Here is a 25,432-nt window from a genome sequence, read left to right as displayed (position 1 = left end):
AGGTTGGGTCACGTGCGCACGCGGGCGAGAAGCACGGTGCCCGCCACCCCGAAGATGATGCACGGAATCCACGCCGCCAGTTCAGGCATCACGATTCCCTTGGCGCCAATGGCCTGTGTGAGCTGAACCGACATGAGGAACACCACCGTGACGGCGAGGCTCACGCCGATGCCGTACGCCGCTCCGCCACGCTGATTGCTGGTGGCCAGCGGTGCGCCGAAGATCATGATGATCATGCACGTCACGGGAATCGCGATCTTGAGCATGCGCTCGACGCGCAGTTGCTTCACGTCGCCGCCGGAGCGCTCCATGGCCTTGATGTAATTCTTGAGCTCCGCGAACCCCATTTCGTCTGGGGCGCGCGGATTCGACATCAAGTACGCGGGGAGTTCCTTGAAATGTTGATCGCGCAGAGAGTCGAAGGCCATCGTGAAGTTCGAGGAATCGTCGCCAAAGATGTGCAGCGCGCCCTGATGCAGCGTCCAGTTCTGGCGCCGCTTGGAGTAGTTCGCGATGCGGCCACTAATGACGTACGAGGGATAGGCCTCGCCGGTTCCCTTTCGTTCGATGGTTACTCCTTCGAGGAGCCCACGATTCCGGTCGGCGTTGGTAATGGTGTACGTTCGCGCTTCCTTGGCTTCGGCAGCAAAGGTAAAGTTGAAGCGGCTTTCCATGTCGGCGCGTTTTTCGCCGAGGAGTTCGTCGCGCGTCCGGTTGGCATCGGGCGTCACAATAGCGAGTAGCAGGCCGAGTACCGTGGCGATCGCCGATCCAAAGGCGATGGGCGCGATGAACCGGTGAAAGCTGATGCCGCTCGCCTTGGCCGCCGTGATCTCCGAATGGCGCGTGAAGCCGCCAATCGCAAACACGGTCGCAAAGAGCACGGCGGCGGGGAGCACGAGCCCCATCGTGTACGGCACGTTGTACACGTACGCTTCCATGATGTGCGCGAGCGTGAGCTTGCGGGCGAGGTACTTGTCGAGCTTCTCGGTGATGTCCACCACCGTCACGAGAATCGGAAAGCCGAGCGTCGTGGCGGCGAGAATCTTCAGGAACTCGGTGAAGACGTATTTGTCGAGCGGCTTGACGAAGCGGCGTTTCATGCGGCACGCTCCCGACGGCGCACGCGGTCCATCAACCGTCCCCACCACTCGCCGGTCTCACTGCCGCGGCTCGTGGTGCCCTCGTGACCGAGGCGAGCGGTGAGCACGGCTCCAGCGAGAAAGAAAATGATATTCGCCGTCCACATGGCCCAGAACGCCGAGATCATACCGCGCCGCGCGAGATCTTCGCCGGCAATCAGGCCGACGTAGTAGAGGCCGAACACGCCGAGGCTCACGCCGATGGTCATGCCAACGCCCCCGCGCGGAAAGCGCAGCGCGACGGGGGCGCCGAGCAGCACGAAAATCACGCACGCGAACGAAATGGCAAACTTCTTTTCGATTTCCACCTGATTGCCGTCGATCATCGCTTGCGCCTGCGCGATGGAGATCTTCACTTGCTCGGCGAGGACGGAACGGGTGGAGGCGTCCCCCATCACTTCGGGGGTGAGTTGAAGGACTCCCGCCGAAGGGGGGAGTGGGCGTGGGGTGTTGGAGTCGTCAGCGGGCGGCGCTGGTTTCTGAGCCATCGCGGCGGCGTGCGCGGTTTTCACCAAGCGGAGATCGGTCCACCAGTAGACCAAGCCGCAGTACACATTGCCCATACCGCGCGAGATTGGGCGGCGCGGGGTCTTTTTGTATTCGGCGGGGTCGAGCCGCTTGAGCTGCGCGAACGCGCTGTCGCGCACGAATCCCGCGCGCCGCACTTTGCGGTCGAGTTCACATATGGTCATTTCGCGGTCGCCTTTCTCGCCGCCCACGGTATCGCGTTCGAGGCTGTTGCCAATGCCGCGGACGCGCACGTGGTTGATGCGGAAGAAATTGCGCTGCAACCGCGTGGGGGTTTCGTTCGGGGCGAGCTCAATCACGTTCCCCGTGTACAGCGTGAGCATCAGGTCGCGCCCGTCGTTGGACAGGGCGAGCGTGCCGCTGTCGGCGCGGACAGTGCGTCGGCGCTGCGGGTCGGTCAAGTCAAAAATGGTGACGTCGCGCATCTGGCTGGAGCTGCGCGTCAGGTGCGCGGCCCGCAAAAAGAGGCGGCCAGCCACGACCTCGTTGATCACCTGCTCACGCAGTGCGAATGTCGGCTTTTTGCGCGCGATGTCGTTGGAGAGCGTACTGAGCCGGTGGTTGGCGGCGGGGAGCACTTGGTCGTTGAACGCGACCATGCCGAGCGTCAGGAAACTGGCCACCACAATCACCGGCACCATGAGCCGACGCATCGAGACCCCACTGGCCTTGAACGCCGTAATCTCGTTTTCGGCCGCCATCCGGCTAAAGGCGTGGAGGGTGGCCACGAGCACGGCCATCGGCAGGGTCATGGCGATGGTGAACGGGATCGACAGGAGCATAAACTCCGCGATCACGTTCCCCGGCAGCCCCTTGCCGACGAGCTCGCCAAACCGTTTGGCGACGTAATTCAACAGAAGGAGCGAGGTGAGCGCCGAGAGGGCGAACACCAGCGGTCCCACGTGCTCTTTGAGGATGTACTTGGTGACGATTTTCAAGCGGGAAGGGCAGGGGGCGGGCGGAGGCCGCGAAAAGGCAGGAACTCCGCATACCACAAAGGGTTGTAGCGTCTTGAGCTAGTCGTATATTCCACTCGGCGACCACCTTCAGGCAAGGTGGTAGATACCCTGAACCAGGGCTTTGGTGCGCCCACTGCCACCCCTCCGCCTTTCCCTCGCCCTCCTTTTCGTCGTCGCCGCGCGCCTTTTGGGCGCTCAGGCGGGGGCGGATTCGGTCAAGGCGCGTGGGGACAGCCTCAAGCTCCGCGCGGATTCCGCCGCGGGGCGCAGTGCCCTCAAACCGGCACTCCCGGGGGCCGCATCGGTGTTCGGACCGGGCTCTGACCTCGGGTTCCGGCTGAATGCGCGCTTGGAGAGCAAGCTCAACCGCACCACCAACGAACGGTGCGTGACGAGCTTCTTTGTGAGCGGTACCACGGGGTGCAATAACGGCTTCCGCCCGGATTTCAACTTTCAGTTCGACGTGAAAACGGGCGGCACGGTGGCCGACCGCATTCACGTGAACATGGATTACGACTCCAAGCGCGAGATGGTGACCGCGTCGAACAACCTCTCGCTCTATTACGAGGGGAAAAAGGGCGAGTGGTTGCAGCGGGTGGACGTCGGCAATGTGGCGTTTGAGGCGCCGGCCAGCCGCTTTATTAGCAGTGGCATTCCGCAGGGGAACTACGGGGTGCAGGCGGTGGCGCAGTTTGGTCGTCTCGGTATGCGCGGCATTGTGGCGCAGCAGTCGGGGAATATTGTGCGCGACCGGCGCTACACCGTTGGCGCTGCGGGGTCGCGTCAATCGGTGACGCGCGACGTGAGCGACTACGAAGTGGAAGCGCGCCGATTCTTCTTTACGGTGGATCCGCGCCGACTCGGCGGCTACCCGAACATCGACATTCTCAACGGGGGTCGCCTCCGGCAGTTGGCGGCCGCGCTCCCAGATTCATTGCGGCCGGTAAAGGTCGCGCTCTACCGACTGTTGATCGGCGGTCAGCCGTCAAACCCCAATGGCCCGCAGTTCCGTCTGATCGGCGATCCCTCGTCGCGCCGTGGTCAGGTGTACGAGCTCCTGCGCGAGAACGTCGATTACGTGGTGGACCCGTCGCAGCTCTGGGTGTTTTTGCGGCAGCCGCTCTCGCCGTCGTCGGAGCGACTTGTGGTGGCCTACACCGTACGCCTCAATGGCCGCGACACCACGCTCACCACCACAGGCGGCACGCCCGATGTGTCGTACACCGCGCGCGAGCAGTACGCGAGCCTGCTGTGGGATCCGAATGTGCGCCCCGGTGACGCCGCGTTCGCGCGCGAAATTCGCTCGGTGTACCGCGTGGGGGGCGACGACGTGCAGCGCGAAACTGTCTCGCTTGGCATCTTCACCGGCGCTACCTACTCGCAGGAAAAGCCGCTCGCCGGCAACGCCGCGAGTTTTCTGCAACTGTACGGGCTGGCGCAGTTCTCCAATCCGTCGTCCTTCGACGGAGAAAACCGACTCTGGCCGCGCCCTGGCGATCCCGTCGCCGCCATTGGCCTTTCGGCCAGTACGCGTGTGGCGGCCGATCGTTTTGTGGTGTTTCCGTCGCTGCAGCCTTTTGCGCGCGCGGGATTCGCGCAGCCAGCGGGGAACCCAGCCAACGACGCGATTTATACAGCGCCGAGTGAGTATTTGTATTCGGCGCAGCACCCGCAGAGTGTGTATCGCCTGCGGTTGTCGTATCAGTCGGACGGTGGTTCGGGCAACTCCACCCTCGCCTTGGGTGTGAGTCAGATTCGTCCGTTCTCCGAGCATCTGACGCTCGACGACGGCAGTGCGCTCAAGCGCGATCGTGATTATTCGATTGAATACGAAATCGGCATCGTCACCTTTTTGCATCCCGATTCGCTTTTTGCGCGCCCACGCACCGTGACGGCGCGCTTCGAAGAAAATCCGACGTTTGCGCCGAGTACGCCGACGTCGATTGTGGGCTTTGCGTCGTCGCTGCCATTTCGGAATGGCGATGTAAACTTTATGGCGATCGGTCAGCGGCAGGGGACCAACCTGACGCGACCGACGCTGGGCTATGAGAGTCAGTCATCGTTTATTGCTGGGCTGAATAGTGGGTTTTCGTTTGACGCGCCGGGGCTCTCGCGGGCGCTCGGCGCGCTCAAGGGTGTGAATGCCAAGGTGCCGTCGCGGTTGCGTGTGGAGGCAGAGGTGGCGATGAGCCGGCCGCAGTTCGGCGCGTCGTCGCAGGCGTATCTCGAAGCATTTGAGGGCGATGCTGGCGTGACAAGCCTCACGCTACTCGACCCCAACTGGCAGTACTCGAGTCAGCCTGCGCTCGGTCGCAAGCTCGCGGCGCGCGTGGGTGGTTCGTTCACGCTCGACCTGCAACGCGCCTCTACACTCGCTTGGCAGAACAATGGCGCGTCGGGGCTTGGCACGCCGGTCACCTGGACGCTGAGTCAGATTGATCCGCTGGTGAATGTGACCAACGGCGTCCTACAAGCGCCGGAGAATGTGCTCTGGCTGACGCTGTACCCGCTGTCGGTGGGCGGCGCGTACCGCGACGTGAAGAACAAATATCAGTGGCACATTTCTGGCGCGCCGAGCGGCCGACGGTGGCGTTCGATTCGCCAGTCGCTCGGTGCGGCGGGGGCGGATCTCTCGCGCGTAGACAATCTTGAATTTTGGGTGCGCGTGGACACGGCCGCTGCGCGCCGTCGGCAGAATCCGGTGTTTGTCTTTGACGTGGGCGATGTGTCCGAGAACACGGTGGCGATTGGCCCCACCCAGTTGCTCGTGACGGGGAGCGGATTCAACGCGGATTCCATTTTCTCGGGGCGCGCGATCTATGGTCGCGACACGTTGCAGACGGAGCGCGATCCGTTCTCGCGCGCGTTCAACGTGGAGAAGAACGACAACGGTCTCCCTGGCGACGTGGTGCCGCGGCTCTTGTTCGCGTCGCCTGACAGCGCAGGGACGCTGGTGAATTTCCCGGTGTGCTCTCGCACCAACACGCGGCTCGCCCTAATTGGTGACACCAAGAACAACTGCACGGTGCACAACGGGCGACTCGACGAATGGGATATTGATAACGACGCCGTGCTCAACTTTGATTCGGCGCAGCGCGAGCAAGAGCGGTTGTTCCGCTACGTCGTGGACCTGTCCGACTCCAAGGCGTATTCACGCGTTGGCGGGTGCGACAGTTCGCCGGTAGATACCGCGGGCACGCCGCACAGTGTCTGCTGGGTGTTCGTGCGTCTGCCGTTTGCCGCGCCGATGGACACAATCAATGGTGGTCCGCTCGTCCGCCGTGTGCGGGCGATGCGACTGACGATGATCTCGGGCGAGGCGCTGCCGGATAACGCATTCAGTCAGACGCCGATTGCCGGACTCAAGCTGCGTGGCGCGCCCTGGCTACGCCGCTCTGACCGCTCGGTGGCTGGCATTGGTGGCGAGCGGTCATCGTTTGGCACGGTGCTCGCGAGCACCATTGGCACGCAGGACAAAGACAGCGTGAGCGGTCTGATCTATGAGTCGCCGCCAGGCGTCGTCGATCAGGCAGACATTCGGGTGACGGGTGTGCAGAACCAGCGTCTCGTGATCAACGAACGCTCGTTGCGGCTGACGGCCACTCAGCTCGGCAAGTACGAACGCGCCGAAGCGTATTATCGGTTTCCTGAGGGCGCACGGAATTTTCAGCAATACAAGGAGCTGCGCGCCTGGGCGCGTGGCCGCGGCAATGGCTGGGGGCAGAACGGCGAACTGCAGTTCTATGTGAAGATCGGACGCGACGCCGACAACTTCTATGCGTACCGCACGCCCGTGAACTCGGGGAGCGGACAAGCCACTTGGCTCCCCGAAGTGCGGGTGGATTTCGATAAGCTCATTGCGTTGCGTGCGAAGCTGCAAAACTCGTATCTGCAAAATCGCCCCGACTCCATTTCGTGCACGGGCGTGGATTCGGTGCTCATCGTGGCGAGCGGCATACCGCTCGGTCAGTCGTCGCGTCGGCGTGCCGCCTGTGCGGATGGCTATATCGTGTACACGGTGGACCCAGCGGTGAGTCCGCCCAATCTGGCGGCAGTGCAGGAACTCGCCGTCGGCATTGTGCGCGTGGATTCCGGCGGCGTCGGCGCGAGCCGCATTCTTGCCGGCGACACGCTCGAAGTGTGGGTGGACGACATTCGTCTCGCGAATGTCGTGAATACGCCAGGGTATGCCGGGCACGTGGGCTTTGACGTGGCGGCCGCAGACTTGGGCACCATGCACATGGCGCTCTCGCACCGCGATCCGAATTTCCGGCAACTCGCCGAAGTGCCGACCAATGTGAGCGACAATACGCTCGACGTGAGTTCAACCGTGCGCCTCGACCGCGTGGCGCCGGGGCTTGGCTTGTCGATGCCGATGACCGTGACGCATTCGTCGACGGCCAACACGCAGAACTTCATTACGCGCTCCGATATCAAAGCCGATCAAATCGCGGGGCTCCGTTCGCCGCGGGCCGATGTGACGACGGTCGCGCTCTCACTTCGGCGTGCGACGCCGCTCGAAAGCGGTTGGCTCGCGCCCATTGTGAATAACATTGTCGTGACGTCGGCGATGAACACGGGCACGCAGCAGTCGGAGTTCCAGAGCGGTCACAGCGCCATGTTCACGGCGGGCGTGGACTGGCTCGTGGGCGCCGGTGAAAGTGAGCGCCGCGCGATGCCGCGCTGGTGGGAGCAGGCGCTCTCCGGGTTGCCGGCCTGGATGGCGAATTCGGAAATGGTGCAGGAACTGCGCGGGGCCCAATATCGCGCGTCGCCGGCGGCGTTCCGGTTGAGTGCCAACTACGCCAAGGGTGACGATTCACGGTCCAGCTTTACCAAGCCCGCCGACGCCCTCACGGACACCGCGCGCACCGTCAACGGCCTCACGAATCTCTGGCGCAACTCGGCGTCGCTGGAACTTCGTCCGTTCGATGCACTGGACGCGCGCTGGGAAGTGGCGTCGAGTCGCGACCTTCGTGCCTTTGGCGATACCTCATTGCGCACGGCCACCGCCACGGCGGAGCGGACCTCGCTGTTCGGTATTCAAGGGCTCGAACGCGAACGCTACGTGAGTTCCAATTATCGCTTTGTGCCTCAGTTGCGCGGCTGGCTGCGGCCGCGCGCGGAGTTGATTACGAGTTATGGGTTGCTGCGTGACCCGAACTCGCCGAACATTCTGCGCGAGCAAGACTCCATTGGCGTGTATCGTTTGCCGCGCCGCATTACCGCGCTGCAACAACTCAACAGTGGTGCGCAGGTGGACCTCGCGCGCATTGCGGCCAGTTGGGTCACCGACTCGGCGCATCGCGCGCGTGTGTTCAATACGCTGCTGCCGATCGACGTGACGTACAATCGGTCGCTCACCTCCGCGTTTGACGGCACGCCGTTCACGCCGGGATTGGGCTATCAGTTTGGATTGTCGGGGCTCGACAGCTACCTGCGCGATCACGATCGTATGGCGACGACGGCCGGGAGCAATGCGCAGATCGCGTTGCACACCGGCTTGCGCTTGCCGGCGGGACTGACGCTCGATGCGTCCACGCGGCGCGTGGCGTCGCGCAACTGGCTGCGTCGCGCCGATCAGAGCGAGACGGTGGTGGATGGTGAGCAACTCACCCTTCCCGATATCACCCTGCGCGCGACCATGCACCCGCGCCTGCTCGAGGATTGGATTACGACCATCGGCTGGTCGGCGCGACTCGCGCTCACCAAGCAGCGTTCGCTGATGCCGGGTACCGTGCTGGGGTCGCCCAGTGATGTGCGCACGTCGCGCACGCTGAGTTATCCGCTCGGGGCAAATGTGGAGTTCGCCGAGCCTGGACATTTGCGCGGGTCGGTCACTGTGGGGACGACGTACCGACTGGACTCGCTCCCCGGCACGATTGCTGACAGCAAGACCCGAGAGTTTGTAGCAGACCTCTCGCGCACTTTCCCGCTCCCCGCCGCGTGGGAGCTGCGCAGCCCATTGCGCGCGCGGTTCGGCTGGCAGCAGCAGGCGGCGAGCACTTGGCTGATCAGCGACTTGGCGAATGGCACGCGCAGTCGGCTCGCCGACAACGGCCGTCGGGCCATTACGTTGAATGCAGACACGAGCGTGGACGAGAACCTCACGTTCTCATTGCAGAGCGCCCACATCGTGACCTTTGACACGAACCTCAACCGCCGTATCACGCAGATTGTGTTGTCGGCGGTGCTTCAAATTGCCTTTTATGCCGGAGAACTGCGGTGACCAAACACACAGCCCTCGCGCGTGGCCTCGGACTCCTCGCGCTCCTCTCGGCGGCGTGCGGCGGCGGAGACAAGGCGTCATCCTCGAGCGCATCGACCAAGTTCAACGCCGATTCTGCGCTGAGCTATGCGCGGCAGAACGTCGCGTTTGGCCCACGCATTCCCGGCACCGACGCTGCGCGCAAAGCCGGTGATTGGATGGTGGCACGGTTGCGTGCCACGGCCGATACGGTGCTGGAGCAAACGTGGACGCACACCACGGCCGACGGACGAAAGTTGCCGATGCGCAATATCTTTGCGCGCTTTCGACCTAACGAAAAGAATCGCGTGTTGTATGTGACGCACTGGGACACGCGCCCCGTGGCGGACTCTGACCCGATTGAATCCAATCGCACGAAGCCTTTTGACGGCGCGAATGACGGCGCGAGCGGTGTTGGCTTGTTCCTCGCGCTGGCCGACGAACTCAAGCGTCTGCCGCCCAATGTCGGCGTGGACCTGCTTTTCGTAGACGGCGAGGACTGGGGCGAGTTTGGTCCGCCAGATGTGGACGTGCTGATTGGCTCAGAGTATTTCGCCACGCATCTGCCGTCGCCCGATTACACGCCAATGTTCGGCGTGCTCTTTGATATGATTGGCGACAAAGAGCTGCGAATGCTTCAGGAGGTGAATTCGATAAAGGCCGCGCCAGAAGTGGTGCAGCGTGTGTGGGCGCAGGCCAAGGAGATGGGCTACGAGGAGTACTTCAGTCCACGCGTCGGCGACACGATCACGGACGATCACATTCCGCTGATTCGTGCCGGGTTGCGCGTGATTGACGTGATCGACCTCGAGTATCCCAACGAGCAGTCGCGTTCGGGCGGGCCGAACTACCATCACACGACCAACGACACGATGGACAAGCTCTCGGCGAAGTCGTTGAAGGTGGTGGGGGATGTAGCGGTGGCGTTGGTGCGTTAGCGCGATGGCGCGTGCGGGGTTTTGGTGACAATGGGTTGGCGCTTGCGCGGTATGCTCGTGCCATGCCGACACCGGGAGAGCGCAAAGCGCTGATTTTTCTGGCCAGCCTCGCCGCGCTGGGAGTCACCGCGCGAGGCTGGCGCGAATGGAAGGCCGAGCGGGCGCCTGTTTTGGCGTCAGGCGGCGAGGCCTTGGCTCGTCAGATCGAGGCGGTCGATTCGGCGGTCGCGGCGGGCGGGGGGAGGCGCCCACGAGCGGGTGGTCGCGGCCGGAGAGGGGCGGACACCGTCGGTACGTCCCGCGACGCGGCTCGGGCGTCCGGCCGCAGACGCACCAATCCGTTCGCCGGAGCGGACGAGTCCGGTGCCTCCTCAACCAGCCGGCGACGGGGCTCGGCTGTAGTCCAACCCCCGGAATCCACCGCCGACCGTGACCCGCGGGCGGCCTACCGCCGGCGCATGGCGCGAGAGGATTCCGCCCGCTGGACGGCGGCAGAGTGGTCGGCGGAAGCTGAGGCGCGTGCGGGGTCGGCGATTCGAGCCCGCGATCAGGCCCGCCGTAGCGAGATTCGGGCCTTCACCTCGGGGGGTGTGGTGCCGCTCTCGCCCGCTCGGCCGAGCGTCGATCTGGACATCGCCGGCGTGTCGGACATCGAGCGCCTCCCCTATGTAAACAGCGCGCTGGCTCGGGCGATTGTGGCGGACCGGGCAGTCCGAGGGCCATTCGGGTCGATCGAAGGGCTGCGGCGGGTACGAGGGGTCGGAGCTCGACTGGCGGAGCGACTTCAGCCGCTCGTGACGTTTTCGCTGGCACCCCGTCAGGAGGGTGCGGGAGAGTCGCGAAGGAGGGGGGCGGGGCACGGTGGAGTGCGACCGTGACGCGCGTCCTTGACACGACTCTTGCCGCCGGACAGCTTCACAAATCCGGGCCAGTGCACGCACTATCTCTATAGATGTGCTGGCTCCGGCTCCCGTACGCCCGACAGCGAGCCTTAAGAGTCAGATGGCATCTCCCGTAGCGACCTCTGGTGAACGCATTGGCGACCTCCTCCTCAAAGAGGGGCTGATTTCGCGCGACCAACTTGATGCGGCGCTACTCGAACAGCGCTCCAGTGGGTCGCGTGTGGGCTACAACCTCGTGAAGGCTGGGGCGATTCAAGAAATCGACCTCATCCGCACGCTGGCGCGCCAGTACAAAATGCAGGCGGTGGATCTCTCCAAGTTCGAGTTCGACCCGAAGATCGTGAAGATGATCCCGGCGGACTTGGCGCTGAAAAACTTGGTGCTGCCGCTCAAGCGCGACGGGCGCACGCTGACCGTCGCGATGGCCGATCCCACGAACTTCGCGGTGATCGACGACCTCAAGTTCATCACGCGCTACGACATCTTCCCCGTGATTGCTGGAGAGTTCACGCTCCGCAACGCGCTCGAGAAGATCTTCGAGGCAGCCGACACGCAGATGTCGTCGTTGCTCGACGACATTGCGGACATGGAGACGGAGGAAGATCTCGAAGTCGTAGAGACGACCAAGGAAGAGGACAACAGCGCCGCGCTGGCCGCGCAGATGGATGAAGCGCCGGTTGTGAAGCTCATCAACGCGTTGTTGACCGATGCCGTGAAGAAGGGCGCGAGCGACATTCACTTTGAATGCTTTGAGCACGACATTCGCGTGCGCTACCGCATTGATGGTGAACTCACCGAAATCATGAAGCCGCCCAAGAAGATGCAGGCGGCGCTGGTGTCACGCTTCAAGATTATGAGCGCGCTCAATATCGCCGAGCGTCGCGTGCCGCAGGACGGGCGCATCAAGCTCAAGATGGGCAAGAAGGTTATCGATTACCGCGTGAGCACCCTGCCGACGATTTTCGGCGAGAAGGTCGTGCTCCGAATTCTCGATAAGGGCAACCTGACGCTCGATCTCGAGAAGTTCGGCATTGAGCCGCACGCCGAAAAAGAAATCATGGAGGCGGTGTCGAACCCCTACGGGATGGTGCTCGTCACTGGCCCCACGGGTTCGGGCAAAACCACCACCCTGTATTCGTGTCTGTCGAAGGTCAACTCGATCGACACGAACATCATGACCGCCGAAGATCCCGTGGAGTACAACATCTACGGCATCAATCAGGTGCTCGTGCGCAATGAAATCGGGATGACGTTCGCGGCAGCGCTCAAAGCGTTTCTGCGGCAGGACCCGAACATCATCATGGTGGGTGAGATTCGCGATCTTGAGACCGGCGGCATTGCCATCAAGGCCGCGCTCACGGGGCACATGGTGCTCTCCACGCTCCATACCAACTCGGCGCCGGAAACGGTAACGCGTTTGATGGACATGGGGCTCGAGCCGTTCAATGTCAGCTCCGCGCTCAATCTGGTGCTGGCGCAGCGTCTTGTGCGCCGCGTGTGTGGCAATTGCAAAGAGAAGTACACTCCGGACGATCTCGAGCTCGATGCCGCCAAGGTGACGCGTACGACGACGTTGCGCGAGCTGCGGTTCAATGAGGTCGCACTCGATGGCGCCAAGAAGAACGCCACCAAGGACGCGGCGCCCTTCTTGGTGAACTTGTCGCTCGATACGACGATCGGCGAACTGCCATTCTACCGCGGTCGTGGGTGCGAACAGTGCAGTGGCAGCGGCACCAAGGGGCGTCAGGGTTTGTACGAAGTGATGACCATGACGCCGGCGCTGCGAAAGCTCGTGTTGCAGAATGTGGGCGCCGCCGAAATTCGTGAGTGCGCGGTGGACGGCGGCATGCTGACGTTGCGCATGGACGGCTGGCTGAAAGTTCTGAAGGGTGTGACGACGCTCGAACAAGTCATCCGAGAGACGAGTGCCTAAGTTCCTCTATCCCCATAGACTCGAATCATGACGGTACCGGCAGCCCCCCAGTCCCAGGTCAATCTGCGTGTGTTGCTCGAAGAAATGATCGAGCGCAATGCGTCTGACCTGCACATTACCGCTGGTGAACGCGCCAAGCTGCGCGTGGACGGCGAGATCGTCAGCTCGGCGAACGAGTTCGTGCTGACGCCCAAGGACACGCTCCAGGTGGCGTACTCGGTGCTCACCGAGCAGCAGAAGAAGCGCTTCGAGATGGAGGATGAGCTCGATTTCTCGTTCGGCATCCAGGGGCTTGCCCGCTTTCGCGGCAACTGCTTCAAGCAGCGCGGCTGCGTGTCGATGGTGATGCGCCAGATTCCGATCAACATTAAGACGGCCGAAGACCTGCAGTTGCCGAACGCCATCGTGCGGATGGCCGAAAAGCCGCGCGGGCTTGTGTTGGTGACGGGGCCCACGGGCTCGGGCAAGAGTACTACGCTGGCGGCGCTGATCGACAAAGTGAACAAAGAGCGGCGCGGTCACATCATCACGGTCGAAGACCCCATCGAGTTCATTCACAAGCATCAGAACTGCATCATCAACCAACGCGAAGTGGGGAGCGATACCAAGTCGTTCTCGAGCGCGCTCAAGTATGCGTTGCGCGAAGATCCGGATGTGATTCTCATTGGCGAATTGCGCGACCTCGAGACCATTCAGGCCGCGCTGACCATCGCCGAGACGGGCCACTTGGCCTTTGCCACGCTGCATACGAACTCGGCGGCCGAGGCGATCAACCGCATTATTGACGTATTCCCCAGCCATCAGCAGTCGCAAGTGCGCTCGCAGTTAGCGTTCGTGCTCGAAGGCATCGTGACGCAGACGCTCCTCCCGAAGCGCGCCGGCAAGGGCCGCGCGATGGCGGCGGAAATTTTGGTGGTGACGCAGGCCATTCGCGCGTTGATTCGCGACGACAAGATTCACCAGATTTATTCGTCGATGCAGAGCGGCAAGAAGCACGGCATGCAGACGCTCAACGACTCGCTGTATCAGTTGTACATGGCGCGCGAGGTGGCAGAGGAAGAGTGTCTGCGCGTGTCGGGCGATCCAAACGAGTTTTTGCGGATGATTGGCCGAGCGCCAATGGAAGGCGATACGTCACCGCGGGATGCGACGGGGCCGAAGATGCCGGTGCAAGGTGGGCCGCCGAGGCGGTAGGGGGGTAGTGGACCGAAGACGGAAAACGGTCAACGATGTACTGCGGTTTGTTGACCGTTGACCGTTTTCAGTTGACCGTGATCAGTTAAAAACGAAAATGTGTGGGCGAGCGGCACCAGCCGAGCGCCTGAAGATTCCGAGGACAGCGGAGAAAGCAATGCCGACCTATTCCTATACGGCGCGTGACGCCAAGGGTGACCTCAAGACCGCCACGATTGATGCGGCGAATCGTGAGGATGTCGTGCAACAGCTCCGCCGGCTGCGCTTGACGGTGGTGAAGGTGGAGGAGCAGTCGAAGTCGAAGGTGAAGACCACCGGCGCCATCTCCATGCGCGACATCGTGATTTTCACGCGTCAGTTCTCGACGATGATCAACTCCGGTTTGCCGCTGGTGCAGGCGTTGGACATCCTGAGTAAACAAACCGAGAACAAGGTGCTGTCGGCGGTCACGCGGCAGGTGGTGTTTGACGTGGAGTCTGGCCACACGGTGGCCGACGCACTCGCGAAGCACCCGAACGCCTTTACCGACCTCTACGTGAACATGGTGGCCGCCGGCGAGGCGGGCGGTATTCTCGATACGATTCTTATGCGCTTGGCGACGTTCATGGAAAAGAACGATGCCCTCGTGCGCAAAGTGAAGGGCGCCATGATTTATCCTGGCGTCATCATGAGCGTGGCGGCGATTGCCATCGTCGTGTTGCTCATTTTCGTGATTCCGGTGTTCCAGAGCATGTTCGCGAGCGTGGGCCTCTCGTTGCCGCTCCCGACGCGCGTGGTGATCGGGCTCTCGAACTTGCTGCAGGGCTACTGGTGGGCGTTCGGTCTTGGCGGCTTTGCCGCGCAGTGGGCTGTGCGAAAATATTACACCACGAGCAATGGCCAGCTGATGATCGATCGCCTGATGCTACACGCCCCCGTCCTCGGCGACGTGCTCCGCAAGAGCGCCGTGAGCCGTTTCACGCGCACGCTCGGTACACTCATTAGCTCCGGCGTCAGCATCCTCGACGGGCTCGAGATTACCTCGAAGACGGCCGGCAACCGCGTGATTTCTGACGCCATCATGGCGAGCCGCAGTTCGATTGCTGGCGGCGATACGATCTCGGCGCCGCTCGCCAAGAGCAACGTCTTTCCGCCCATGGTGATCTCGATGATCGCCGTGGGTGAGCAGACGGGCGGCTTGGACGAAATGCTCTCGAAGATTGCCGACTTCTATGACGAAGAAGTGGACGCGGCGGTGAGCGGGTTGCTCTCGCTGCTCGAGCCGGTGATGATCGTGTTCCTCGGCGTGGTGGTGGGCGGCATGGTGGTCGCGATGTATCTGCCGATCTTCGATATGATCAACGCGGTGCAGTAGGAGCGAGTTATACGTTTGTGCAGATAAGCTCGATAGACGTTGCAAGGCTTCAGCGCGTCACGGAAAACACGCTGCAGACATCGAAGCACGACACTCGTTCCTCTTGGGAGCTCGCGCATGAAATCGCTAGTTCGTGTGATGTTCACGCTCTTCAAGTGGGGCGCCGCCTGTGTCGTTCTGGCGCTGACCGGTACCGCGGTCTACGCCCGCATCCTCCACCGGCGCGACGACGCGCGGTGGAAAGCCCCCGGCCGCATGGTCGAGGTGGCGCCCGGGCGATCGATGCACCTCTACTGCACGGGTAGCGGCACGCCGACGGTGATACTCGAGGCTGGAGCGGGCGACTTCGGCCTCTCATCGTGGCACTCTGTGCAGCCACAGTTCTCGGCGCTCAGCCGCACCTGTTCTTACGACCGCGCCAGCACGGGGTGGAGCGATCCGGTTCCCGGTCGGCCAACGCCGACGGCGGCGATCACTGACCTGCACACCCTGCTAGCCCGCTCCGGCGAGCCTGGACCGTACCTCTTCGTCGGGCACTCGCTCGGCGGGCCGATCATCCGCCATTACGCGGTACACTATCCAACGGAAGTCGCGGGATTGATCCTCGTCGATGGATCGCACGAAGATCAGATGGACCGGATGAAAGCGGGTGTGCCTCCGTGGGCGTTCCTCGTCTTACGGAGCCTTCCCGCGCTGCACTTCGTCGGGATCGACCGCCTCGTCGCGAAGGCCCGGATCACCGACACGCTCTCGGCGATCATCGCGGCGCGAACCACGACTGACGCCGCGATGGCGAACACCTCGGAACTGATCAACAGTCTTTCGGCTTTCAACGCCGAGGTGAAGCGGGACGTGAAGCCGTTCGGTGCGCTCCCGCTCATCGCGCTCACCGCCGACGTGGTGCCGCGCGCCCCGGGTATCACGCAAGCCGTCGCCGACTCGATGCACGGCGAGTGGGTCGCGATGCACCAAGAGATCGTCGCGCGCTCGACGCGCGGACGCTGGATCCTCGCCGAGCACAGCGGCCACTATATCCAGCGCGACCGGCCGGAGCTTGTGATCCAATCGGTGCGCGAGATGCTGGATACCCTGCGGTCGGCGCCGCCGACTCCCGTTGCGGTGGGCGCGAAAGCGGGGAAATAGGGCTCCGCTCGGCATGCCCCTAAACCGTCGAACCTTCCTGCGCACAGCGACGTCGATCGGCGCAGTCGTTGTCGGGCGCGCGTTGCGTGCGGACCAGGACGTGTCGCGTCGCGTCGTTAACGCCGTCCCTACCCCAGATCAGCTCCGCTGGCAGCGCCAGGAACGCGCGCTCTTCCTCCACTTCGGCGTCAACACCTTCAGCGGGCGCGAGTGGGGAGACGGCAAGGAAGACCCCCGCTCCTTTGCGCCAACGAATCTCGACGCTCGGCAGTGGACGCGAGCGGCAAAGGCGGCGGGCTTCAAGGCCGTGGTGCTCACCGCCAAGCACCACGACGGTTTCTGCCTCTGGCCCTCCGAAACTACCGCGCATTCGGTGAAGTCGAGTGGATGGAGAAACGGAGATGGCGACGTCGTTCGCGAGTTCACCGACGCCTGCCGCGCCGACGGACTCGGCGCGGGCCTCTATCTCTCTCCGTGGGATCGTCACGAGCCACGCTACGGCGATTCGCCGCGCTACAACGATTTCTACGAGCAGCAACTCACCGAAATCCTCACCCGCTACGGCCCGCTCACCGAAGTCTGGTTCGATGGCGCCAACGGTGAGGGCCCCAACGGCAAGCGGCAGCAATATGATTGGCCGCGCGTGCACGCCACCGTGCGCCGCTTGCAACCACATGCGCTGATGTTCAGCGACGCTGGGCCGGATATCCGCTGGATGGGCAACGAGCGCGGCGTGGCCGGCGATCCTAACTGGTGCGCTATGGACCCTGAGGCGGTGCCGTACCCAGGCGCCGATGGTCCGCAGATTATCAGCGCGCTCCAGCACGGCATTCCCAGCGGTACCGTGTGGCGACCGGGGGAGGCCGATGTGTCTATTCGGCCGGGCTGGTTTTGGCGCGAGAGCGAAAACGAAAAGGTCCGTAGCGCGGACAACCTCGAGGAATTGTATTTCTCCTCAGTAGGTCGTAACGCCAATCTGCTCCTCAATGTGCCGCCGAGCACCAGTGGGACGTTGCACGATCGCGATGTGCGGGCGCTCTCCGAGTTTGGCGAGCGAATGCGCGCGCTATTCGAGAACGATCTCGCCGCTGGTGCCACCGCGTCTGCGAGTGCGCCGACTGATCGCGCCTACCGGCCTGCGCTGGCACTGGATCGTGACCCCGACAGCTACTTCATGGCACGCGGGCCGAATGACTCCGTTGAGTTCATCGTCACGTTCGGCCGGCCGGTCACGTTCGATGTGGTGAGCTTGCAAGAGGCGATCGCGCACGGGCAGACCGTAGAGTCGCATACCGTGTCGGCGATTATCAACGACACCGTGCGGCCGATTGCGAGCGGTACGACAATTGGGCATCGGCGTTTGCACCGAATGGAACCCGTGACGGCACATGGGCTTTCGGTGACGCTCCGCTCGTCGATAGGGCCGGTACGGCTTTCACGGTTGTCCGTGCACCGGCACGAACGAGCGTAACGCGCGCCCCTCAGCTCTCGATAGTCGCTGGTACGGCCATCGGCAGCTCCACGGCGAGTACTGAGCACACCGCATCGCTTGGCTTCTCGGGCAGCGTGACCACAAGACCGCGGTCCTCGAGTTTCGCATTCAACGGCCGCCGGCCGCTATCGCCGAGCATCCACACATGCTCCGCGGACCACCGAACGCCGGGGAGTAACAGCTCGCGCTCCGTCGGCCACTCGGGAAGAAACGCGTAGAGCCGACGATCCCGCCGCGTGGCCTTGAACGGCACCCCGTCAAAGGGCGAGGCCTGCGTGCCGTAGATGGATTCGCTGTGCGCCCGCATCCATCGGCCAATCCCGCCGAGGCGTTCGATGCTCTCCGCGGGCACAGCGCCCTCGCCAGTGGGGCCGATGTTGAGCAGCAGATTACCGCCCTTCGACGCTGTTTCCACAAGTAGCCCGACGAGCTTGGGTACGCTCTTGAAGTCGTGGTCGGCGCGGTTGTAGCCCCAGTTCTGGTTCATGGTGATGCAGCTTTCCCAGTCGACGCCGGGGAGTCCGCGGTCCGGTACTTTCTGCTCGGGGGTGCCAAAGTCACCGAGCGCGGGGCGGGAGAGTTGTGCCTCGAGACCATTCGCCTTACTCGGCGCCACCCGACTATTGATGAGCGTGTTCGGCGCGAGTTTGCGAACATGTTCGGCGAGTGCGCCGCCCAGGTCCTGCGACCAGGTGCTTTCCCATTCGCCGTCGAACCACATGACGCCGATGTCGCCGTAGTGGGTGAGCAGCTCTTCCACCTGGCCGTGGAGGTATTTCACGAAACGGTTAAACTCGGCGCCACTGGCTGGGCGACCGGCGGCTTCCCACTCGCGGCGCGGCAGATAGTCGGGGTGATGCCAGTCCATGATGGAGTGATACCAACACGGTTTTACGCCGTGCCGGCGACAGGCGTCGGCCACCACGCGCATCATGTCCTTTTTGTAGGGCGTGTGCGTGATGCTCCAGTCGGTGAGCTTGGTGTCGAACAAACTGAAGCCGTCGTGGTGCTTGGTGGTCATCACTAGGTATTTCATCCCCGCTTCGGCGGCGAGACGCGCGATGCGATCGGCGTCGAACTGCACGGGGTTGAAGCGGCCTTTCAGTTTTTCGTATTCATCAATGGGAATCTTAGCATTGTTGCGAATCCACTCGCCGTAGTCAGTGCGTCCACCCCATTCGCCGCCGAGCATGGAGTAGAGACCGAAATGGACGAACATCCCAAAGCGGGCGTCGCGCCACCAGGCCATGCGGTCGGGCGCTACACGTGACAGCGGGTTTGGGCTCCACGCACCCGAGGGTCCGCGTCCGAACGCCGGCAGCGACGACCCAAACGGGAGCGCGGCGCCAAGGGCCGCACCGGAGGCCGCAAGGAAGTCGCGGCGGCTGACGCCTGGTGGCGCGGCGGGGATGGGACGAACGTACGTTCGGTTATTCATCGGTTCTTGTCGCCTCAGGCCGGTAGTGGCGCCTTCGCAGCGCACCCACGTGGGTCGCCAGCTATGTCCCGAATATCCGCCATTTCAGCCTCCGGCGTAAGCTGACGCAGAAGGCGGATTTAGCCGACTGTATTGTTTGGGGGGTGGCGGTATATTCGCCATATGGAATTCAAAACAATCATCGAACCGTTCCGGATAAAGACGGTCGAGCCCATTCGGCAGACGAGCCGGGCGGAACGCGAGCACGCGATTCGCGTGGCGCACTACAATCCCTTTCAGATCCGCGCAGAGGATGTGCTGATCGACTTGCTCACCGACAGTGGCACGGGTGCGATGAGCATCTACCAGTGGGCGGGGATGATGCGCGGCGATGAGTCGTACGCCGGCGCGCGATCGTTCTTTGCCTTTGAGCAGACGGTGCACGAGATCACAGGATTCAAGCATGTGATCCCCACGCACCAAGGACGCGCCGCTGAACACATTTTGAGTCAGGCGATGGTGGATGAGGGCGTGATTGTGCCCAACAACACGCACTTCGACACTACGCGAGCGAACATCGAAGCCCGCCGCGGCGTGGCGCTGAATCTGCCGATTGCTGAGGGGCACCAGCCGGCCACGTTGCATCCGTTCAAGGGAAACATGGATCTCGCCGCACTGGAGCGGACGCTCCGCGAAAAGCGCGGACAGATTCCGATGGTGATGTGCACCGTCACCAACAACTCCGAAGGCGGACAGCCGGTGAGCATGGCGAACGTGCGCGGCGTGAGCGAGCTGTGCAAACAGTTCGGCGTGCCGTTTATCATTGACGCCTGCCGTTTTGCCGAGAACGCCATGTTCATCAAGATGCGTGAGCCCGGCTACGAAGACAAAACGCCCATGCAGATTGCGCAGGAGATGTTTCGTTTGGCCGATGGTTGCACGATGAGCGCCAAGAAGGACGGCATGGCGAACATCGGTGGTTTTTTGGCCGTGAACGATGATGCGCTCGCCGAGCGGTGCCGCAACTCGTTGATTCTCACAGAAGGATTCCCCACGTACGGCGGACTGGCGGGGTACGACCTCGAGGCGATTGCCGTGGGGCTCCGTGAGGCGCTGAGCGAAGACTATCTCCGGTATCGCATTCGTACGGTTGAGTATTTGTCGGAGCGGATGACGGCGGCTGGCATTCCCACGGTGCGACCCGCTGGTGGGCATGCGCTCTACCTCGACGCCAAGAGCTGGCTCAGTCACATTCCGCAAAGTGAGTATCCGGGTTGGGCGCTGAGCGTGGCGCTCTACACGGTGGGTGGCATCCGCGCCTGTGAGATTGGATCGGTGATGTTCGGCAAGCAGCCGGATGCCACGGAGAAGTTCTCGGAGCTCGAGCTTGTGCGATTGGCATTCCCGCGGCGTGTGTACACGCAGAGCCATATGGACTATGTGTGCGAGGTGCTGATCTATCTGCACTCGGTGAAGCACAACATTCGCGGCGTGAAGATCGTGCAGCAGCCGTCGGCACTGCGGCACTTTACGGCCAAGTTTGCGCCGGTGGCGGAGAGCGTCCTCGCGGTATAACGCGACATCCGCGCGTGAGGAACTGTGCGCGTCGTAACCGCGTGAGGGGTGCTGTGTCAGGAAGCCTCTGACTGCGCGGTGGCCGACGGTGGGCCAGTATGGAGGGAGCCAGAGTCTCCCCCCTGAACGCTCCTCACGCGAGGCTGTTTATGACTGCTCGTTTCCGGCTGCTCGCCGTACTGGCGCTGTACCTCTTAGCCGCGCCACTCTACGCGCAGGACCCATCAAAACTTTCGCGCGATTCCGTGATGCGCTTGATCGCCACTGGCACCGGCATGACCAAGGACGCCGTGGGACTCGCGCTGGGTGATTCTCCGGCCGCTCTCAAGACTGCCGCTGATGCACTCACGGTGGTGAAGCTCTACACCCTCGCCGCCGAAGCGCGCGATGACGAAGCCTATCAGGCTGCTGTGGATTGGGCGCTCGGAAAGGTGGCCGACAAGCTCCTCGACAAAACGGTCGCGGGCACGGCGCTCGGCGCTGTGTCGCTGTACAAGAGTACGCTCGAAATCACCCGCGATTACGTGGTGCTGCCGGCGATGGACGAGAATACCTATCGCCTCTACAAAAAGACGCGCGGCACCAACGCCTTCGATAAAGGGGAGGCGGGGTTGGCGTTTCAGCGGGCAACGCAGGGGGCGGGGTCAACCTTCGCCGTGCGCCAGCGCATGTTCGAGGAGATGCTACGGAAACGCGGCATCACCAAAGAGATCGTGGACGGCACGTCCACCGGCGATGCGTTGTACAAGAGCATCGACGCGTACTGGGCCCAGCGGCTCGAAGCGCGCTGGCAGCGCGAGTGGATTGCTGACCACAAAGACTCGCTGATTACCGACGCGTGGGCGCGCCAGAAAAAGGCCATGCAGATTGAGCGTTTCGGGCAGGAAGTGCGGCAGGTGCCAATGAGCGACGCCGACAAAGCCCTGCTCGCCGATTGGGTGGCGGGGGAGCAGGCGCATGCGAAGTGGAACGAGGAGTACTACCACAAGCAGGGCTATCCGGACGCTGCGGCCCGAATTATTTGGAATTACGGGCCGGTGATTGCTGACGGCTTCCTGGTATTTTCAGAAACCGTCGAAGTGAAAATCGATAAAGATCACCCGTTCAGCGCGATTTCCACGACCGGAAGCGCGCAGTATCCGTTCCGTATTCCCGTGTCGGGGCTTCGTTCGAGAATTTGGAAACCGTAGCTACTCCCCGTAGGGAATCCATATGTTCTTCACCTGCGTCGCGTGACGCAGGAATGCCCGACCCTCGCCCTGGGCCACGTCGGCCCAGTCGCGAGGCGTCCACTCGCACCACGTCTGCTTCATGTTGCCGATGCTGGCGAGTTCGCAGGCGGTGACGCCAGCGCGACTGCCGCTGAACCAGATGGCGTCCACATCGTCGTGTTCGGCGAGCGTCTTGGCGAGTTCGTCGGTGCGCCCGGTGACGATGTTCACCACGCCAGCCGGGACATCGCTCGTCTCGAGCACCTGATAGAAATCGGTGACGGCCAACGGATGCGACTCGCTCGGCACGGTGACCACCGTGTTGCCGCAGGCAATCGCCGGTGCGACGTACGAGAGCCAACCGAGCAACGGTGACACGGCCGGCGCGGCAATGCCAACGACGCCGAGCGGTTCGTTCATGGCCAGCGTGACGCCGCGGATTGGCGTTTGGTGCACCTGGCCGTCCCACTTGTCGGCCCACGCAGCGTAGGTGAAGAGGCGACGAATGCTCGCCTCCACCTCAGCGGCGCCGTCGCCACCCGTCATCGCGCGAATACGCGTGCCAAACTCGGCGGCGCGCGCCGAGAGATTTTCGGCGATGTAGTAGAGAATCTGTGCGCGGTTGTGCCCTGAGGCGCGTGCCCACGAGCCAGCTGCGCCACGCGCCGCTTCAACAGCGTTCCGAATATCCTTTCGGCTCCCTTCGCCCACTTCGCCGATCACTGCGCCGTTGAATCCTTTGACGGGTAGCGAATAGCCGGAATCAGGGCGCGCTTGTTTGCCGCCGATGAACAGCTTGGAAGTGCGGTCGACTCCCACGGAGACGTCTGTTACAACTCGGCTCTTGGCCGCGACGACTGCCTTGCCTTTGGTTTTCGCTGCGGCAGCCTTTGCCGGAGCGCGCAGCGGTGCTGACGGCTTGAGATACTCCCACATCCCCTCGCGCCCACCTTCGCGTCCGTACCCTGATTCGCGATAGCCACCAAAGCCAGCGGCCGCATCAAAGAGATTGGTGCAGTTCACCCACACCACGCCCGCTTTGATTTTTGGGGCGATATCGAGTGCGAGATTGATATTGTCGCTCCACACACTCGCCGCGAGTCCGAAGGGCGTATTGTTGGCCAGTGCGACCGCTTCGTCGGGCGTGCGGAAGGTCATTGACACGAGTACGGGGCCGAAGATCTCCACCTGCGCAATCGTCGCGCTTGGAGCGACGTTCGTGAACAGCGTTGGCGGAAAGAACGAGCCTTTTTCCGGCACCGCCCAGCTCGGCTGCCAGCACTCGGAGCCTTCTTGCTTCCCCTGCTCAACGAGCGCGGCAATGCGTTCGAGCTGCACCGGTGCGACAATCGCACCCATATCCACGGCTTTGTCGAGCGGAGAACCGACGCGGAGTTTCTCCATGCGCGCACGCAGCTTTTCCACGAGGCGCTCGGCGATCCCTTCTTGCATCAACAAGCGCGAACCCGCGCAGCAGACCTGGCCTTGATTGAACCAGATGGCGTCCACCACGCCTTCGACCACGCTGTCGAGATCGGCATCCTCAAAAACAATGAACGGACTTTTGCCGCCGAGTTCGAGCGAAAGTTTTTTGCCGCTCCCCGCGGTGGCCTTCCGAATGATGCGACCGACGTCGGTGCTGCCGGTGAAGGCGAGTTTGTCCACTCCTTTGTGGTCCACAAGCGCTGCGCCGGTGGCACCGTCGCCGGTGAGGATGTTGAGTACACCAGCGGGCAGCCCCGCCTCGGCGGCGATCTCCGCAAATGCGAGCGCCGTGAGCGGTGTGAACTCTGCCGGCTTCAATACGATGGTGCATCCTGCCGCGAGAGCTGGGGCAACTTTCCACGCTAGCATCAGCAACGGAAAATTCCACGGAATGATCTGCCCCACCACGCCAGCGCCCGTGTGTCCGGGGAATTCGGTCTCGAGCAGTTGTGCCCAACCTGCGTGGTGGTAGAAATGCCTCGCAACGAGCGGAATATCAATGTCGCGCGTTTCGCGAATACTCTTGCCGTTGTCGAGCGTCTCTAACACGGCGAAGAGGCGTGCGTTGCGCTGCATGGCGCGAGCGAGCGCATACAGGTGCCGTGCACGCGCGTGGCCGCTCAGCGCACGCCAGCCGGGGAGCGCTTTGCGGGCGGCGGCCACCGCGGCGTCTACGTCAGCGGCAGAGCCCTGCGACACTTTGGCTATGACCGTTGCCGTGGCAGGGTTGTGCACGTTGAACGTGGCCTTGGGTTTGGTCCACGCGCCGTTGATGAAGTGGCCGAAGGTCGCGTTGTGCGCCGCAATCCAGGCGAGTGCCGGCTTGTCGCTCTCCGGCGATGGGCCGTAGTCCATGGACGCGAAAATGTCGGAAACGGAAGGAGGTGTGTTCATACCATCGGCTGGCGGTGGGCCGCAGCATAGCGCCCGGTGGTAAAGTGCTCGAGCTGGCGCTCGATGTCGGTGAGGAGCCCACTCGCACCAAAGCGAAACAAGTCGGGGCGGAGCCAGCGGTCGCCGAGTTCTTCTTTGATGAGATACAAATATTCCAGTGCGTTTTTCGCTGTACGAATGCCGCCCGCCGGTTTGTAGCCAACCGCGTAGCCCGTGCGCTCGAAGTAGTCGCGAATCATGCGCACCATCACTAGCGAAACGGGAAGGGTCGCGTTGACTCCTTCTTTCCCGGTGCTGGTCTTAATGAAATCTGCTCCGGCCATCATGGCGACCATCGAGGCGCGAGCCACGTTTGTGAGCGTGGCCAAATCGCCGGTCGCGAGAATGGCTTTCATATGGGCGGGCCCGCAGGCTTCACGGAATCGTTGCACTTCGTCGTAGAGCGCGTTCCAGTCACCGGTGAGCACATGCGCGCGGGTGATGACAATGTCGATTTCCTTTGCGCCCGCCGCGACGCTTTCGCGCACTTCGGCGAGGCGCGTGGAGAACGGTGAGAGACCGGCAGGAAAGCCCGTACTCACAGCGGCGACCGGAATGTTGCTCCCCTTGAGTGCGTCTACCGCCGTTGGCACGAGCGCGTGATAGACGCACACGGCGCCGGTTGTCACGTTCAGTGATTCGGCGCCGAGCGCTTTAAGGAGATCGGGGCGCAGCGGATGCATGGCTTTCGCGCAGAGCCGACGGACATTGCCGGGTGTGTCGTCGCCGGAAAGTGTCGTGAGGTCAATGAGGGTGATCGCGCGCAGCTGCCACGCGGCCTGCCACTGTTTTTTTACGGTGCGGCGCGTGGGAATGGTGGAGGCCCGGCGTTCGGCGGCGCTCTTATTGACGTGCTGCGCCAGCACGAGGTCGAGGTCGAGCGGCATCCCTGGATTTCTCTCGACGTGGTCACCCGGCGGCTGGTGACGCGCGCCGACTCGGCGCTCACTGTCGCCGGTGGAGAGATGGAGGTTGGCTC

At 62.8% G+C, this 25,432-nt stretch carries 14 protein-coding genes; 9 read left to right on the top strand and 5 right to left on the bottom strand.

The window, feature by feature from the left end; translation table 11 throughout:
• Positions 1-8: 8 nt before the first annotated feature.
• Positions 9-1,103, bottom strand: a complete 1,095-nt coding sequence (locus tag NTZ43_03665; protein ID MCX5766309.1) for an LptF/LptG family permease — start codon at positions 1,101-1,103, stop codon at positions 9-11.
• Positions 1,100-2,608, bottom strand: coding sequence for an LptF/LptG family permease (locus NTZ43_03660; GenBank protein ID MCX5766308.1), 1,509 nt, complete (start codon positions 2,606-2,608; stop codon positions 1,100-1,102). The genes NTZ43_03665 and NTZ43_03660 overlap by 4 nt, the downstream gene beginning before the upstream one ends.
• 145 nt (positions 2,609-2,753) lie before the next feature.
• Between NTZ43_03660 and sprA the strand changes: the two genes are divergently transcribed.
• The 7 genes from sprA (at position 2,754) to NTZ43_03625 (ending at position 17,811) form a co-directional block, all read left to right on the top strand.
• Positions 2,754-8,858 carry a cell surface protein SprA gene (gene sprA / locus NTZ43_03655; GenBank protein MCX5766307.1) on the top strand — a complete coding sequence of 2,035 codons (6,105 nt, stop codon included), beginning with the start codon at positions 2,754-2,756 and terminating at the stop codon, positions 8,856-8,858.
• Entirely contained in the window at positions 8,855-9,814 is a 960-nt protein-coding gene (locus NTZ43_03650) for a M28 family peptidase (protein MCX5766306.1), read from the top strand. Before sprA ends, NTZ43_03650 begins: the two co-directional genes overlap by 4 nt.
• 1,002 nt (positions 9,815-10,816) lie before the next feature.
• On the top strand, positions 10,817-12,649 hold the full coding sequence (locus NTZ43_03645) for an ATPase, T2SS/T4P/T4SS family (GenBank protein MCX5766305.1): 1,833 nt from the start codon (positions 10,817-10,819) through the stop codon (positions 12,647-12,649).
• A gap of 27 nt (positions 12,650-12,676) precedes the next feature.
• Complete coding sequence (locus NTZ43_03640; protein ID MCX5766304.1) at positions 12,677-13,843, top strand: type IV pilus twitching motility protein PilT; 1,167 nt, start codon at positions 12,677-12,679, stop codon at positions 13,841-13,843.
• A gap of 157 nt (positions 13,844-14,000) precedes the next feature.
• Positions 14,001-15,197 (top strand): type II secretion system F family protein, encoded by a 1,197-nt coding sequence (locus NTZ43_03635; protein MCX5766303.1) that lies wholly within the window; start codon positions 14,001-14,003, stop codon positions 15,195-15,197.
• Positions 15,198-15,314: 117 nt separating this feature from the next.
• Positions 15,315-16,340 carry an alpha/beta hydrolase gene (locus NTZ43_03630; GenBank protein MCX5766302.1) on the top strand — a complete coding sequence of 342 codons (1,026 nt, stop codon included), beginning with the start codon at positions 15,315-15,317 and terminating at the stop codon, positions 16,338-16,340.
• 100 nt (positions 16,341-16,440) lie between these two features.
• Positions 16,441-17,811, top strand: a complete 1,371-nt coding sequence (locus NTZ43_03625) for an alpha-L-fucosidase (GenBank protein ID MCX5766301.1) — start codon at positions 16,441-16,443, stop codon at positions 17,809-17,811.
• A gap of 10 nt (positions 17,812-17,821) precedes the next feature.
• Here NTZ43_03625 and NTZ43_03620 read toward each other — a convergent pair whose 3' ends face one another.
• A complete protein-coding gene (locus NTZ43_03620) occupies positions 17,822-19,270 on the bottom strand; it encodes an alpha-L-fucosidase (protein MCX5766300.1) in 1,449 nt (482 codons plus the stop codon).
• 162 nt (positions 19,271-19,432) lie between these two features.
• Here NTZ43_03620 and NTZ43_03615 point away from each other — a divergent pair, with 162 nt between their 5' ends.
• Complete coding sequence (locus NTZ43_03615) at positions 19,433-20,824, top strand: tryptophanase (protein ID MCX5766299.1); 1,392 nt, start codon at positions 19,433-19,435, stop codon at positions 20,822-20,824.
• A 149-nt stretch (positions 20,825-20,973) separates the two neighbouring features.
• A complete protein-coding gene (locus NTZ43_03610) occupies positions 20,974-22,014 on the top strand; it encodes a hypothetical protein (protein ID MCX5766298.1) in 1,041 nt (346 codons plus the stop codon).
• Here the strand turns inward: NTZ43_03610 and NTZ43_03605 are convergent, their stop codons facing one another.
• Together NTZ43_03605 and deoC are read right to left on the bottom strand one after the other, a co-directional pair.
• Positions 22,015-24,414, bottom strand: a complete 2,400-nt coding sequence (locus NTZ43_03605) for an aldehyde dehydrogenase family protein (GenBank protein ID MCX5766297.1) — start codon at positions 24,412-24,414, stop codon at positions 22,015-22,017.
• Positions 24,411-25,340, bottom strand: a complete 930-nt coding sequence (gene deoC, locus NTZ43_03600) for a deoxyribose-phosphate aldolase (protein ID MCX5766296.1) — start codon at positions 25,338-25,340, stop codon at positions 24,411-24,413. Before deoC ends, NTZ43_03605 begins: the two co-directional genes overlap by 4 nt.
• Positions 25,341-25,432: the final 92 nt, after the last annotated feature.

It is taken from the genome of Gemmatimonadota bacterium (genome assembly GCA_026387915.1).
Taxonomy (GTDB): domain Bacteria; phylum Gemmatimonadota; class Gemmatimonadetes; order Gemmatimonadales; family Gemmatimonadaceae; genus Fen-1231.
This window is presented reverse-complemented; position numbering and strand designations above follow the sequence as displayed.

Coding starts and splice junctions, on each gene's coding strand:
- NTZ43_03610 (MCX5766298.1), top strand. CDS start 20,974: ATGACTGCTCGTTTCCGGCTGCTCGCCGTACTGGCGCTGTACCTCTTA.
- NTZ43_03630 (MCX5766302.1), top strand. CDS start 15,315: ATGAAATCGCTAGTTCGTGTGATGTTCACGCTCTTCAAGTGGGGCGCC.
- deoC (MCX5766296.1), bottom strand. CDS start 25,340: ATGCCGCTCGACCTCGACCTCGTGCTGGCGCAGCACGTCAATAAGAGC.
- NTZ43_03605 (MCX5766297.1), bottom strand. CDS start 24,414: ATGAACACACCTCCTTCCGTTTCCGACATTTTCGCGTCCATGGACTAC.
- NTZ43_03635 (MCX5766303.1), top strand. CDS start 14,001: ATGCCGACCTATTCCTATACGGCGCGTGACGCCAAGGGTGACCTCAAG.
- NTZ43_03620 (MCX5766300.1), bottom strand. CDS start 19,270: ATGAATAACCGAACGTACGTTCGTCCCATCCCCGCCGCGCCACCAGGC.
- NTZ43_03615 (MCX5766299.1), top strand. CDS start 19,433: ATGGAATTCAAAACAATCATCGAACCGTTCCGGATAAAGACGGTCGAG.
- NTZ43_03640 (MCX5766304.1), top strand. CDS start 12,677: ATGACGGTACCGGCAGCCCCCCAGTCCCAGGTCAATCTGCGTGTGTTG.
- NTZ43_03665 (MCX5766309.1), bottom strand. CDS start 1,103: ATGAAACGCCGCTTCGTCAAGCCGCTCGACAAATACGTCTTCACCGAG.
- NTZ43_03645 (MCX5766305.1), top strand. CDS start 10,817: ATGGCATCTCCCGTAGCGACCTCTGGTGAACGCATTGGCGACCTCCTC.